General features: G+C 74.0%; 8 protein-coding genes. 4 read left to right on the top strand and 4 right to left on the bottom strand.

Going from position 1 to position 14,134, the window contains the following annotated elements; translation table 11 throughout:
* Positions 1-159 precede the first annotated feature (159 nt).
* Genes HHX37_RS14955 through HHX37_RS14965 form a run of 3 tightly spaced genes read right to left on the bottom strand, consistent with a single transcriptional unit; the run spans position 160 to position 3,502 of the window.
* Positions 160-996, bottom strand: a complete 837-nt coding sequence (locus HHX37_RS14955) for a transglutaminase family protein (protein ID WP_182881537.1) — start codon at positions 994-996, stop codon at positions 160-162.
* Positions 981-1,931, bottom strand: coding sequence for an alpha-E domain-containing protein (locus HHX37_RS14960; RefSeq protein ID WP_182885783.1), 951 nt, complete (start codon positions 1,929-1,931; stop codon positions 981-983). The genes HHX37_RS14955 and HHX37_RS14960 overlap by 16 nt, the downstream gene beginning before the upstream one ends.
* Positions 1,932-1,966: 35 nt before the next feature.
* The gene (locus HHX37_RS14965) at positions 1,967-3,502 is read right to left on the bottom strand and encodes a circularly permuted type 2 ATP-grasp protein (protein WP_182885784.1); all 1,536 of its coding nucleotides are present in this window, start codon (positions 3,500-3,502) and stop codon (positions 1,967-1,969) included.
* A gap of 195 nt (positions 3,503-3,697) precedes the next feature.
* On the opposite strand from HHX37_RS14965, the gene HHX37_RS14970 reads away from it, so the two are divergent.
* The 3 genes from HHX37_RS14970 to HHX37_RS14980 all read left to right on the top strand — a co-directional run bounded on the left by HHX37_RS14970 (position 3,698) and on the right by HHX37_RS14980 (position 8,580).
* Positions 3,698-6,613, top strand: a complete 2,916-nt coding sequence (locus tag HHX37_RS14970; RefSeq protein WP_182885785.1) for a beta-galactosidase — start codon at positions 3,698-3,700, stop codon at positions 6,611-6,613.
* A 155-nt stretch (positions 6,614-6,768) separates the two neighbouring features.
* A complete protein-coding gene (locus HHX37_RS14975) occupies positions 6,769-7,233 on the top strand; it encodes a MarR family winged helix-turn-helix transcriptional regulator (RefSeq protein ID WP_182885786.1) in 465 nt (154 codons plus the stop codon).
* A gap of 39 nt (positions 7,234-7,272) precedes the next feature.
* On the top strand, positions 7,273-8,580 hold the full coding sequence (locus tag HHX37_RS14980; protein WP_310740376.1) for an MFS transporter: 1,308 nt from the start codon (positions 7,273-7,275) through the stop codon (positions 8,578-8,580).
* A gap of 10 nt (positions 8,581-8,590) precedes the next feature.
* On the opposite strand, the gene HHX37_RS14985 is transcribed toward HHX37_RS14980, so the two are convergent.
* Positions 8,591-9,748 (bottom strand): lactate 2-monooxygenase, encoded by a 1,158-nt coding sequence (locus HHX37_RS14985; RefSeq protein WP_310738171.1) that lies wholly within the window; start codon positions 9,746-9,748, stop codon positions 8,591-8,593.
* Between the two features lie 321 nt (positions 9,749-10,069).
* Between HHX37_RS14985 and HHX37_RS14990 the strand changes: the two genes are divergently transcribed.
* The gene (locus HHX37_RS14990) at positions 10,070-14,128 is read left to right on the top strand and encodes a Pls/PosA family non-ribosomal peptide synthetase (protein ID WP_182885787.1); all 4,059 of its coding nucleotides are present in this window, start codon (positions 10,070-10,072) and stop codon (positions 14,126-14,128) included.
* The last annotated feature ends 6 nt before the right edge of the window (positions 14,129-14,134 follow it).

Genomic DNA, 14,134 nt, shown 5'->3' on the forward strand with positions numbered 1-14,134 from the left:
CGCACGCACGGCGACCGCCCTTCCCGGCGATGACGCAGGTCACACGCCGCGTGGGCCGCGCCGAAAAAGCACCGAAAAAAGCGGCGGAAAACGCGCGAACCATCCGCGCCCAGGCCCGCTCAGGACCCGCTCACGTTCACCCAGGCGACTCAGGTCCGCTCAGGCCAGGCGGACGACCTCGACCACGACCTCCTGGCGTCCGGAGGCCATGCCCTGGTAGACGCCCTTGATGGGCGGCACGTCCGTGTAGTCCCTGCCCCTGCCGACGACGACGTGGGCCTCACCGCCTCTCGTGCGGTTGGTCGGGTCGAGGGCGTTCCACTCTCCCGTCCAGTACTCGATCCACGCGTGGCTCTGCCCGGCGACCGCCTCGCCGATCTCCGCCTCGGGCCGGGGGTGCAGATATCCCGAGACGTACCTCGCCGGGATGTCCGCGGCGCGCAGCAGCGCCACCGTGAGATGCGCCATGTCCTGGCAGACGCCCTTGCCGTGCTCCCAGACCTCCTGCGCGCTGGTGCGCACGCCCGTCGCGCCCGGCACGTACGCGATCCGCTCGTTGACGTGCCACGCGAGCGCCTCGGCCGCCTCGTGCGCGTCCAGCCCCGCCGCACGCTCCCGGGCGTCCGCCGCCAGTCCGGGCGAGATCCCGGTCTGCGGGGTCGGCCGGAGCAGTTCGCCCACGGGCCCGCCGGCCGTGCGCAGGTCGTCCCGGGCCGGCGGCACGCCGAGCGGCGGCGCGGCGGAGGTGTCCACCCGGGCGTACGACTCGATGGTCAGCGACCGGTGCGGCGCGGTCAGGTCGAAGACGCCGACGATCGTCCCCCAGTGGTCGGTGTAGGTCCAGACGGGCGCCGAGGGACGCACGACCAGCCGCCGCTCCAGCGTGGTCTGGCCGCGGTCGCTCAGCGGGGTCATCCTGACCTCGTTGTACGACGCGGAGGCCGAGCCGTCGTAGTCGAACCGGGTGACATGACTGATCTTCACGCGCCAGCCCACGAGGAGCCTCCCCTCACCCAGCCCGCCGGGGCGGCGCCGGGGAAGAATCGGTCGCCGATCGCGAGCATGGCCGCCGCGCCCGCCTCCCGGATCTCGTCGAGCAGCCGGGGAAGCCGGGCGGGCAGCGCGGCCGTGTCGGCGTACTCCAGCGTCATCCGGACCCGGCCGATCGCGGCCCGCGCGGCGTCGGCCGTGCCCGCGCGGCCCTGGTTCGGGGCGAGTTCGGCCAGGCACCGCTCGGCGGTGGCAAGGGCGTGCACGACCGACCGGGGGAACAACCGGTCGAGCAGCAGGAACTCCAGCACCTTCGTGCTGTCGCCCCGGTGCGTACGGGTGAACGACTCGTCGGCGCCGCACGCCTCCAGCAGCATCCGCCAGGCCGCCGGATCGGCGAGGAGACCGGTCTGCACGGCGATCAGGCGTGAGGTCATGTCGGCCCGTTCGAGGCTGCGCCCGAGCACCAGGAACCGCCACCCGTCGTCCCTGCTCATCGTGGCGTTGGCCAGTCCGGCCAGCAGCGCCGCCCGCTCCCTGACGTACCGCAGGTACACGTGCGGCCCGAGCCGTTCGGCGGCGGCCCGCGTCTCCGGCAGGGCGTTCCAGGTGACGTTCAGGCACTCCCACACCTCGGTGGAGATGATCTCGCGGACGCCCCGGGCGTTCTCCCGGGCCGCGCGCAGGCAGTCGGCGATCGAGCCGGGATCGGCCGGGTCGTAGGCGAGCCGGCGCACCATCGTCGCGGCCGTCGGCGGGCCGGCGTCCGGGACGGGCAGCGGGTGGCCGAGGATCGCGAAGACCGCCGTCGCGTCGTCCTCGCCCGCCAGGGCGCGGCGCAGCGAGACGTCGAGGATCCGGGCGATGTCGTCGGCGCGTTCGACGTAGCGCCCGATCCAGTACAGGGTCTCGGCGATCCGGCTCAGCAGGTCTCTCGCCACTGCCCTCTCCCTTCTGTGGGTGATGGTGCCGCCGATCACTGCTGCCCGGCGTCCCAGGCGGCGCCGCGGCTCGGCTCCCACCACGGCGGCGGCCCGGCCATCGTGGTGGGAGCCGGACCCGGCACCGCACCGGGCCCGGGACCACCCTCGGCGGGCAGCACCCAGGTGTCCTTGGAGCCGCCGCCCTGGCTGGAGTTGACCACGAGCTCTCCCTCGGGCAGCGCGACCCGGGTGAGCCCGCCGGGCAGCAGCCAGACGTCGTCGCCGTCGTTGACCGCGAACGGCCGCAGGTCGATGTGCCTGGGACGGGGCAGGTCGCCGATCAGGCTGGGGGCGGTCGACAGCGCGACCGGCCGCTGCGCCACCCAGCCCCGCGGGTCGGCCCGCACGGTCTCCGACAGCTCCCGCAACGTCTCCTCCGACGCCCGGGGGCCGATCACGATGCCCTTGCCGCCGGCGCCGTCCACCGGCTTGAGCACCAGGTCGCCGATACGCGACAGCACCCACTCCAGCGTCTCCGGGTCCTCCAGGCGGTAGGACTCGACGTTGCCGATCAGCGGTTCCTCGCCCAGGTAGTAGCGCATGAGGTCCGGCACGTACGTGTAGACGAGCTTGTCGTCGGCGACCCCGTTGCCGACGGCGTTGGCGATCGTCACGTGCCCGGCCCTGGCGGCGTTGAGCAGCCCCGGGCAGCCGAGGGTGGAGTCCCAGCGGAAGTGGAGGGGATCGAGGTAGTCGTCGTCCACCCTCCGGTAGATCACGTGGACCGGGCGCCTGCCGTTCGTGGTGCGCATGTGGACCCGGTTGTCCTCGCAGACCAGGTCGCGGCCCTCGACCAGCTCGACGCCCATGAGGCGGGCGAGCAGGGCGTGCTCGAAGTAGGCCGCGTTGTGGACGCCCGGCGTCAGGATCACGACGGCCGGGTCGGTCACGTGCTCGGGAGCGGCCCTCCGCAGCGCGGCGAGCAGGCGGGCGGGATACTCCTCGACCGGCCGCACCCGCTGCTCGGCGAACAGCGCCGGCAGCGTGCGGCTCATCGCCAGCCGGTTCTCCAGGACGTAGCTGACCCCACTGGGCGTGCGGACGTTGTCCTCCAGCACCCGGAAGCCGCCGTCCTCGTCCCTGACGATGTCGATCCCGGCGACGTGCACGCGGACGCGCGCCGCGATGCCGTCGGCCGCCCGGTGGAAGTGCGGCGAGGAGTGCAGCAGCCGCCAGGGCACCACGCCGTCGTGGAACGCCCGGCGCTCGCCGTACACGTCGTCGAGGAACGCCTCCAGAGTCCGCACGCGCTGCCGTACGGCCCTGGCGATGAGGTCCCACTCGGCCGCGTCGAGCACCCGGGGGATCAGGTCGAGCGGGAACGGCCGCTCCTCCCCCGCGTAGTCGAAGGTCACCCCGCGGTCGGTGAACACCCGGGCGAGCTGGTCGGCCCGGTAGCGGAGTTCCTCGGCCCCGAGGGGCTGCAGGGCCGCGAACAGCGCCTGGTACGCCGGCCGGGGCACGCCCGGCCGCTCGAACATCTCGTCCCAGGCGTCGGCCAGTGCGTACGAGTCAAAGATGTCCGCCATGTGCGGAGGTTAGACAAGCGATGTTTCGCCCGGCGGCTCGCCGTGTATCAGCCCCGTGCCGCGCGCGTTGCCGTGACGTGAGCCCGCTCCCTTCCGCGGCTCCGTACCCGTTGACGTTTGTTGGGGCGCTAGTCAAACTAATCCCGGAAGATCGCACGAGGAGACACCCCCGCCCCGACGATCGGAAGGCCGGTAATGGTGCGCAAGGTCCTGGCCGTGCTCGCGGCACTGCTCGTCCTCCTGCCGGTGCCGCTCCAGGGCCCGGCCGCGGCCGCCCCGGCGGCGCCCCGGGTCACCTACGACCACTACTCGCTCATGATCGACGGCCGGAGGGTCGTCGTGCAGGCCGCCGAGATCCACTACTTCCGGCTGCCGAGCCCCGGCCTGTGGCGGGACGTGCTGGAGAAGATCAGGGCCGGCGGGTTCAACGCCGTCTCCGTCTACTTCGACTGGGCCTACCACTCCCCCAAGCCGGGCGTATACGACTTCACCGGCGTGCGCGACGTCGACCGCTTCCTGCGCACGGCCGAGCGGGCGGGCCTGTACGTCGTCGCCCGCCCCGGGCCGTACATCAACGCGGAGACCACCGGCGGCGGGTTCCCCGGATGGCTGAAGAACGTGCCCGGCCGGGGCCGCAGCAGCGACGCCGGGTTCACCCAGGCGTACCGCGACTGGCTCCACCACATCAACCCGATCATCGCCCGCCACCAGGTGGGCCGCGGCGGGTCGGTGATCCTCTACAACGCGGAGAACGAGTACGCCGCCAACACCGACGCGGCGTACATGCAGGACATCCAGGACCAGGCGCGGGCGGACGGCATCGACGTGCCGATCACCACGAACGACTGCTGCGACGCCGCCGACTGGAGCTCCACCTGGGCCGCGGGGCCGGGCGCCGTCCAGATCCCCGGCGTGGACGACTATCCGCAGTCCTTCGACTGCGCCAACGCCGAGACGGTGTGGGGCCCGTGGGGCGAGGGGGTCACCGAGAGGCTCCGTGACGACGCCCCGGTGTTCGCCGCCGAGTACCAGGCGGGGGCCATCGACCTGAACAACGCGGGCTACGACCGGTGCCGGGACCTGACCGGCCCGGCGTACATGAAGTTCTTCTACAAGTCCAACCTGCTGGTGAGCGGCGCGACGCTGTTCAACTACTACATGGGCTTCGGCGGCACCAACTGGGGCTTCCTCGCCCAGCCCAACGACGTCTACACGTCGTACGACTACGGCGCGGCCGTGAACGAGGCCCGGCAGCCGACGGCGAAGTACGACGAGTTCAAGCGGCAGGGCTACTTCCTGCAGGCCGTCGCCCCGCTGGCGAAGACCGACCCCGCGGCGGCTCCCACGACCGACAACCCGGCCATCGGGGTCGTCGCCCGGGCGAACCCGGACACCGGCACCCGGTTCGCGCTCGTCCGGCACGCCGACCGCGCCGCCACGACCACCGACGCGGCCACGCTCTCGTGGACCGTCCCGGACGGCACGTACGCCCTGCCCGTGCAGGTCAGGGGCCGCGACGCGCACGTCCTGGTCGGCGCGTACGACCTGGGCGGCCAGCGCCTGGCGGCGTCCAGTTCAGAGATCATGACCCACGCCTTCGCCGGCGGCCGGGACGTCGCGGTGCTGTACGGCACGGCCGGCTCCCCGGGCGCGACGATCCTGCGTTACTCCACCAGACCGCAGGTGAAGGTGCTGGAGGGCGACGTCCGCTGGGCGTTCGACGGCGGCGACCTCCGCCTGGACTACACGCATCAGGGCCTCGCCCGCGTGCTGGTCTCGGGCGGCGGGCGGCGGCCGCTGCTGCTCCTGCTGGGCACCGACGAGACCGCCGCGACGTTCTGGCGGGCGGGCACCGACGCCGCACCGGTGCTGGTGCGGGGCACGTCCCTCGTCCGGTCCGCCGCCGTCGAGGGCGGTGCCGTACGGCTCACCGCCGACACCGCCCGGGAGGGCGAGGTGGAGGTGTTCGCCGACGCGCGGGCCTCCCGGCTGCGCCTGGCCGGTGACCCGGGCGACACGGACGTGCGCGTCACCCGGACGCCGAGCGGATCGCTGCTCGGCCGGGTGCCCGGACCCCGCGAGGCCGCGCGCCTGCCCGCGCTCACCGGGTGGCGCGTCCACGACGAGGCGCCGGAGGCCGCGCCCGGGTTCGACGACTCGTCCTGGCCGACGGCCGACAAGACCACGACCGAGAGCCCGATGAAGCCGAAGGCCGGGCCCGTGCTGTACGCCGACGACTACGGCTTCCACTACGGCGACGTCTGGTATCGCGGCCGCTTCACCGCGACGGGCGCGGAGACCTCCGTGGCGTTGAACGCGATCACCGGCAGGCGCGGGCGCTACCTCGTCTGGCTCGACGGGCGCTACCTCGGCTCGGCCGCGGGCGGCACCCAGGCCGACGTCGACGCGGCGAACCCCGAGCCGGGGCCGGGCCGCTTCGCGGTCCCCGCGGGCCTGCTGAAGCCCGGGCGCACCGCCACGCTGGCGGTCCTGGTGCAGAACATGGGCCACAACGACGACTGGACGGCCGACGACAACCGGTTCAAGCAGCCGCGCGGCCTGGTCGCCGCCGCGGTGGAGGGGGCGGCGGCGATCGCCTGGAAGATCCAGGGCGCCCGCGGCGGCGAGGACCTCGCCGACCCGGTGCGCGGGCCGCTCAACACCGGCGGCCTGTACGGCGAGCGCTCCGGCTGGCACCTGCCCGGCTACCCCGACCGCGCCTGGAAGGAGATCGCCGCCCCGGCCGGACGGCCGCTCGCGCCCGGCGTCACGTGGTACCGCACCGGCTTCCGGCTCGACCTCCCCGAGGGCCAGGACGTCTCCGTGGGCCTGCGCTTCGGCGGCGCCGTCCCGGCGGCCTCCCGGGCGCTGATCTACCTCAACGGCTGGAACGTCGGTCAGTACGGCGGCGACATCGGGCCGCAGAAAGAGTTCGTGCTGCCCGCCGGGCTGCTGCGCGAGCACGGTCACAACACGCTCGCCCTGGCCGTCACCTCCACCGCGGCCGCCGGCGGCGGGCCCGGCCCGATCGGCCTGTTCGCGTACGGAGCCGTGCGCGGCGGGGTGCCCGTCCCGGACGTCCCGGGGCCGTCGTACCCGCTCGCCCGCTGAGCGCCACGGCAGTGGCGGGCCGCCCGCGTACCGATTCCTGGCCGGTACGCGGGCGGCTCTTTTCGTCCCGGACCCCGCACCGGACCCCACGTGAGGGAGCATTCCGGGCAATTGTATAAGCTTCCTATGTAATTTCCGGTCCCTGGAGGAACCCCGTGTCCACCGTCCCGAACGCCGGTCCCGGCGAGGACTTCCCCGCGGTCGCCGCCGTGCTGGACGACCTCGCGGTGCTCGCCGTACGGCGGCTGTCCGCGCAGGGCGACCTCAGCCTCACGGCCGCGGCCACCCTGTCGTACCTGGACCGCAACGGCCCCGAGCGGCTGAGCGTCCTCGCCTCACGCCAGTCCGTCACCCAGCCGTCGATGACCCAGCTCGTGCGGCGCCTGGAGCGCGAAGGGCTGGTGCACCGGGCGGCCGACGACCTCGACGGCCGCGCGGTGCGGGTCGCCATCACCGACGCCGGCCGCGCGCTGCTCGCCGAGCGGCGCCGCCTGCGCCGGGAGCGGCTCACCGAGCTGCTCGGCACGCTCTCCCCCGGTGAACTGCGCGACCTGACGCGGGTCGCCGGCGAGTTCCTCCCCCTGCTCCGCCGCCTGCTCCAGAACGAGGCCGGCGAGTAGGGACCAGGGCGCTCCCCCTCGCTACTCCCAGGAGGTCCGGTGAGCTCTGCTCATGCCCCCGTAGCTCATGCCCCCGCAGCTCATGCCACCGTCGCCAGCCCCTTCAAGCAGCCGAAGGCGGTCTGGGCCGTCGCCTTCGCCTGCGTGATCTCGTTCATGGGGATCGGGCTGGTGGACCCGATCCTGCCCGCCCTCAGTTCGAAGCTGCACGCCACGCCCAGCCAGGTCTCGCTGCTGTTCACCAGCTATCTGGTGGTGACAGCGGTGGCCATGCTGATCACCGGGTGGGTCTCCAGCCGGATCGGCGCCAAGCGCACGCTCATCGCCGGTCTGGCCCTGATCGTGGTGTTCGCCGCGCTCGCCGGCGCGTCCGGGAGCATCGGCGGCATCGTCGGCTTCCGGGCCGGCTGGGGCCTCGGCAACGCGCTGTTCATCGCCACCTCCCTCGCGGTCATCGTCGCCTCCGGCAGCGGCGGCTTCGCCGGGGCGATCATCCTGTACGAGACCGCGCTCGGCGTCGGCATCGCGGTCGGCCCCCTGCTCGGCGGGACCCTGGGCGGCATCAGCTGGCGCGGCCCGTTCTACGGCGTCGCGGTGCTGATGGCGATCGCCCTGGTCGCCACCGTCACCCTCGTCCAGCGCACCCCCGCCCCGGCGCGGAAGACCGGCGTGGCCGAGCCGCTGAAGGCGCTGCGCCACCGCGGCCTGCTCATCCTGGGCCTGACCGCCCTCTGCTACAACTGGGGCTTCTTCACCGTCCTGGGCTACGCGCCGTACCCGATGGAGCTGAACGAGCACCAGCTCGGCCTCGTCTTCACCGGCTGGGGGATCCTGGTCGCCGTCTTCTCCGTCTTCGGGGCGCCGCGCCTGCAGGCGCGGTTCGGCATCGCCCGCACGCTCTACGCCAACCTCGTGCTGTTCAGCCTCGACATCCTGGTGATCGCGCTGTTCACCTCGAACCGGGTCGTGGTGATCTGCGGGGTGATCGTCGCGGGCGTCTTCATCGGCGTCAACAACACGGTCACCACGCAGGCGGTCATGACCGTCTCGCCGGTGGAGCGGCCGATCGCCTCCGCCTCCTACGGGTTCATCCGCTTCATCGGCGGCGGCCTCGCGCCCTTCGTCGCGGGCCGGCTCGCCGAGCACTTCGACAGTCAGCACGCGCCGTTCTACCTGGGGGCCGCCGCCGTGCTCCTCGGCGCGGTGATCCTCACCGCCGCGCACCGGCAGCTCGGCGAGGCCGAGCGCGCCCAGGCCGCCGAGCTCGCCGCGGCCGGCCCCGCCACCGCCCGGCGGGAGAGGCTGGAGGAGTCGGCCCTGGCCGAGGATCTCGGCTCGGCCACCTGAGCCCGCCGGGTCAGAACCGGGCGACCAGGGCCGGGGTGAGCGCGGCGGGCCCGGCGCAGCCGGACAGGGCCAGGGTGAGATCGGTCTCCGCCAGCACGCAGCGGAGCACGTGCTCCACGCCCGCCTGGCCGTCCAGGCCCAGCCCGTACGCGTACGGCCGGCCCAGCAGCACGGTCCTGGCGCCGAGCGCGAGGGCCTTGACGACGTCGTCCCCGCCGCGGACGCCGCCGTCGAAGAGCACCGTGAGCCGGTCGGCGACCGCGTCGGCGACGGCCGGCAGCGCGTCGGCCGCCCCGATCGAGCCGTTGACCTGGCGCCCCCCGTGGTTGGACACGACGACCCCGTCCATCCCCGCGTCGGCGGCCAGCCGGGCGTCGTCGGGATGGAGGATGCCCTTCAGCACGATCGGGCCGTCCCAGTGCTCGCGCAGCAGGGCGAGGTCCGGCCACGTCTTGCCGGGGTCGCCGAACAGTCCCACGAAGTGCAGGACGGCGGCCTCCGGGTCCTCGTGCACCGGCCGCGCGAGCCCGGCCTGGAACGCCGGGTCGGTGAAGTAGTTGGCGGTGCCGACGCCGCGCAGGAACGGCAGGTACGCCTGGTCGAGATCGCGCGGCCGCCAGGCCAGCAGCGGCGTGTCGAGGGTGACGACGAGCACGCTGAACCCCGACGCCTTGGCCCGGGCGAGGAAGCTGAGGGTGACCTCGCGGTCGCGGCCCCAGTAGAGCTGGAACCACCGCTCGCCGTCTCCCATGGCCGCGGCGACCTCCTCCATCGGCGTGCTGGAGGCCGACGACAGCACGAAGGGCACGCCCAGCGCCGCCGCGGCGCGGGCGGCGGCCGGTTCGGCGTCCGGGTGCATGATCGACAGCACGCCGATCGGCGCGAGCGCCAGCGGCGCGGGCAGTCTCCGGCCGAGCACGGTCACCGACAGGTCGCGCCCGCGCACGTCGCGCAGCATCCGCGGCACGATGCGCCAGCGGTCCAGCGCCTCGCGGTTGGCCCGCTCGGTGCGCCCGCCGCCCGCGCTGCCGGCCACGTAGCCCACCGGCCCGGGACCCAGGCGCCGCTCGGCCATCTCCTCCAGCCGGTTCAGATCCGTGGGCAGGCGCGGCACGACGCCCGCCATGCCGTTGAGGTAGATCTCGTACTGGAAGTCCGCCCAGCTCACCGCGCCTCCATTCCTCCAGATCACTGCCGTACGGCACGCTACCGGAACCGATGCGTTGATAGAGGGACGGAAGGGGTCAGCGGGGTTCGCGCGCGCCGCACCCGGATGACGCTTCTTTGCTGTGATTGTGCGGAGCTCCTACCAAGGAGCGGCGGCGGCAGGGGCACACCCTGGAGAGCGACCGCGGTGCGGCGGGTCGTCGACAGCGTCGCGACGGGCGTCCCCGCGCGTCCGTGTCCCGCGAAGGGTCGCACCCGAGCGTACGCGGGGCCACCGACGATCACGCCCACCCGTCCGTACGCGATCGGCCAAAGGGTGATCATGCCGGGTTACTTATCTCGAACAGCGCAGGCCGACGCCTCGCGGGCTCTGCCCGGGAGGTCGCCCGGACGCCTGCACCACGTCTTCGAATCCCGTTGCGACCTGACGCCGTCGGCGACGGCCCTGGAGTGCGGGCGGCTGAGCTGGACCTACGCCGCGCTCGACGCGCGGGCGAACCGGCTCGCGCACCTCCTGCGCGACCTGGGGGCCGGACGCGGTTCCCGGGTGGCGATCCTGCTGCCGCGGTCGCCGGACACCTACCTGGCGCTGCTCGCGGTGGGCAAGGCGGGTGCGGCGTTCGTGCCGCTCGACCCGCAGTCGCCCCCGGACCGAACCGGCTACATCCTCGGCGACGCCGGCGTCGACCTCGTGCTCACCACGTCCGGACGGGCTCCGGAGGTCAGGGCGCCGGGCCGCCGCGTGCTCGCCCTCGACGCCTCCGCGGACCTGATCGCGTCGGCGCCCGCCACCCGTCCGTTCTCCAGACCGCTCAACGGCGCGGCGGACGACGACCCGGCCGCGTACGTCATGTACACCTCCGGGTCGAGCGGGCGCCCGAAGGGTGTCGAGGTGGCCCAGTCGAGCATCTGCAACTTCCTCCGAGTGGTGCCGGAGCTGTACGGCGTGCGGCCGGACGACCGCGTCTACCAGGGGATGTCCATCTCCTTCGACTTCTCCGTCGAGGAGATCTGGCCGACCTGGTCGGCCGGCGCGGCCCTCGTCGCGGGGCCGGCCGGCTCCCGGCAGCTCGGCGCGGAGCTGGCGGACTTCCTGGACCAGCACGGAATCACGATCCTGTACTGCGTCCCGACGCTGCTCGCGACGATCCCGCGTGACGTGCCGTCCCTGCGCACCATCCTCGTCGGGGGCGAGCCCTGCCCGGCGCCGCTGGTGGAGCGGTGGAGCCGGCCGGGGCGGCGGATGCTCAACACGTACGGGCCGACCGAGGCGACGGTCACCGCGACCTGCGCCGAACTGCTGCCGGGACGGCCGGTCACCATCGGCAGGCCGTTGCCCACCTACACCGTCGTGCTGCTCGACGAACGGCGCGACCCGGTGCCGGACGGCGAGGTCGGCGAGATCTGCATCGGCGGTCCCGGCGTCGCCCGCGGCTACGTCGGCCGTCCCGCCCTGACCGCCGACCGCTTCGTCGAACACCCGCTGGCGCCCCCCGGCGGCAGGTTGTACCGCACAGGGGACCTCGGCCGGGTGACCGCGACCGGGGAGCTCGAATACCTCGGCCGCTCCGACGCCGAGGTGAAGATCCGCGGACACCGGGTGGACCTGGGCGAGATCGAGAACGTGCTGCTGGAGGACGCCGGCGTCGCCGAGGCCGTGGCCGCCCTGATGCCCGCGCCGGGCGTGGACGGACCGGACGGGGAACTGGCCGCCTACGTCGTGCCCGCGAACGGCCACGACAAGGCGCTCACCGGGCGGCTGCGCGATCGCCTGAGCCGCCGCCTGCCGGCCTACATGGTGCCGTCGTTCCTGGACGTCGTGGCCGCCCTGCCCACCATGCCGAGCGGCAAGGTGGACCGCGGGCGGCTACCGCGGCCGAGCGGCCGCCGACTGGTCGGCTCCGGGCCGGTGGCGCCCGCCGAGGGCGCACTGGAGACACGGCTGCGCGCCGCATGGGCGGAGGAGTTCGGGCTCGACCCCGAGTCGCTGTCGGTCGAGGCGGACTTCTTCACCGACCTCGGCGGTCACTCCCTGCTGGCCGCGCGCATCGTGTCGCTCCTGCGGACGAGCGAGATCGGCGCGGGGCTCGCGGTGCGCGACCTCTACGCGAACCCGACCGTACGCCGCCTCGCCGCGCACCTCTCCGCGAACGGAGGCCGCGGGGGCGGACGCGCGCCGGCCTCCCGTCCCCGCCCGAGGCCGCTGCGGCACGGCGGCCGGGCGGTCGCGGCCGCCGGGGCGGCGCAGAGCGTGGTCGTCTACCTGCTGCTCCTCATGGTCACGTTGCCGGTCTCCGTCACGCTGTACGCCTGGACCACGCCCCACGGCGGCCCGCTCCCCGGGGGCCGCAGGACGCAGGAGGACTGGCTGCTCCTCCCCGGAACGGGGACCGACCTGGTCGGCGCGCTGGCGCTGGCCGCGGCGGCCGCGTACCTCTGGGTGCGCTGGCTGCTGCCCGTGCTGCTGGTGCGGCCGCTGTCGGGCGGCGTCCGGCCGGGTCGTCACCCGCTGTGGGGCGCGACCTACCTGCGGCTGTGGGCGACGAACCTGCTGCTGTCCCTGTCTCCGCTGCGGACGCTGAGCGGCTCCCCCATGATGGCCCCCTACCTGCGGCTGCTCGGCGCGGAGGTCGGGCCCGCAACCGCCGTCGCGACCGCCGACGTCAACCTCCCGGCGATGCTGCGGATCGGCGAGGGCGCCTCGGTCGGCTACCGCGCCTCGCTGCACGCCTGGCTGGTGGAGGACGGGTGGGTGGTCGTCGCCCCGGTGGAGGTCGGGCCGCACGCGTTCGTCGGGAACGGCGCCGTGCTCGGGCCGGGCGCACGGGTCGCCGGCCACGCCGCGCTCGGCGACCAGTCGGCCCTGACGCACGGCGAGACGGTGCCCCCGGGAGGGCGCTGGGCCGGGTCGCCGCCGAATCCCGTGGAGTCCGTGGGACCGGCCGTCGAGGCGATGCTGCGCGCCCCCGCCGGCGCCGGGAGCTGGAAGGCCCGCCATGTGGCCGCCGCCGTGGCCGGCCTCGTCTGCATCGAGGCGATCCTGCTGGCCACGATCATGCCGAGCGTCCTGGTCATCTGGACGGTCGTGGCCGCCTGGGGCCCGCCGGCCGCTCCGGTCGCCGTTTTCCTGGCGGGCCCGCTGTTCGTGGCCGTCGTCTGCGCGGTGGTGGCCGCCGGCAAACGGCTCGTGCTGCCGAAGGCGCCGGCCGGCATCCATCCGGCGCATTCCTGCCTCGGCGTGCGCAAGTGGGCCGTGGACAAACTCCTGGAGTCCAGCCTGACGCTGACCAACTCGCTCTACGGCACGCTGTACACCTCGCCGTGGCTGCGGCTGCTCGGCGCGCGGGTCGGCCGCCGGGCCGAGGTGTCGACGGCCGCGCAGCTCGACCCCGATCTCCTCACGCTGCGCGAGGAGAGCTTCGTCGCCGACATGGCGGGCGTCGGCGCGGCCAGCTTCGCCCGTGGCCGGATCGCCCTGCGTCCCACCGAGGTCGGCAGGCGCGCGTTCGTGGGCAACGCCGCGGTCGTCCCGGCCGGGACGCGGATGGGGCCGGGCTCGCTGGTGGGCGTCAGCACCGTCCCGCCGCCGGACGGCGTGCCGGAGGGCACCTCGTGGCTGGGCTCGCCCGCGATGCACCTTCCCGTACGGCAGGACAGCGGCGCGTTTCCGGAAGACCAGACGTTCCGGCCGCCGCGCCTGCTGGTGCTGCACCGCCTGGGCGTCGAGTTCTTCCGCGCCACGCTCCCGGCGATGCTGTTCGGCGCCGCGCTCTACCTCCACCTCCTGGGCGTGCACGCGCTCGCGCGCCTCCTGCCCCTGCCCGTGGTGGCGGCCGCGGCGCCGCTCGTCGCCGGCGCCGCGTCGCTGGGGGTGGTCGGTTGCTGCGTCGCGTTCAAACGCCGCCTCATCGGCGCGTACCGGCCGAGAGTGGAGCCGTTGTGGAGCAGGTTCGTCCGGCGCACCGAGTTCGTCACCGGGCTGTGGGAGGCCGCCGCGGTGCCCGCCGGGGTCGCCCTCCTGGCCGGAACCCCGTTCCTGCCGGCCGTGCTGCGGTGGTTCGGGGCCCGCATCGGCAGGCGCGCCTGGATCGCGACCACGTATCTGACCGAGTTCGACCTGGTGGAGGTGGGCGACGACGTCGCGATCGGGCCGGGGGTGTCGCTGCAGACCCACCTGTTCGAGGACCGGGTCATGAAGATGTCGGCCGTCACGGTCCGGTCCGGCTCCAGCGTCGGCGCCCGTTCCGTGGTGCTCTACGACTCGGTGGTGGGCGAGGACGTCTCGCTCGGCGCCCTGTCGTTGCTGATGAAGGGCGAGCGGCTCACCCCCGGGACGAGCTGGCGCGGCATCCCGGCGCAGGCCGCCGTCGGGGACATGTGAGCGCGA

The sequence above is a fragment of the Microbispora sp. H10885 genome, assembly GCF_014161415.1.
Taxonomy (GTDB): Bacteria; Actinomycetota; Actinomycetes; order Streptosporangiales; family Streptosporangiaceae; genus Microbispora; species Microbispora triticiradicis.

What these genes read in the sequence shown, in the direction of transcription:
- HHX37_RS14965 (WP_182885784.1), bottom strand. Translation starts at nt 3,502, where the DNA reads ATGGCGGACATCTTTGACTCGTACGCACTGGCCGACGCCTGGGACGAG.
- HHX37_RS14970 (WP_182885785.1), top strand. Translation starts at nt 3,698, where the DNA reads ATGGTGCGCAAGGTCCTGGCCGTGCTCGCGGCACTGCTCGTCCTCCTG.
- HHX37_RS14990 (WP_182885787.1), top strand. Translation starts at nt 10,070, where the DNA reads ATGCCGGGTTACTTATCTCGAACAGCGCAGGCCGACGCCTCGCGGGCT.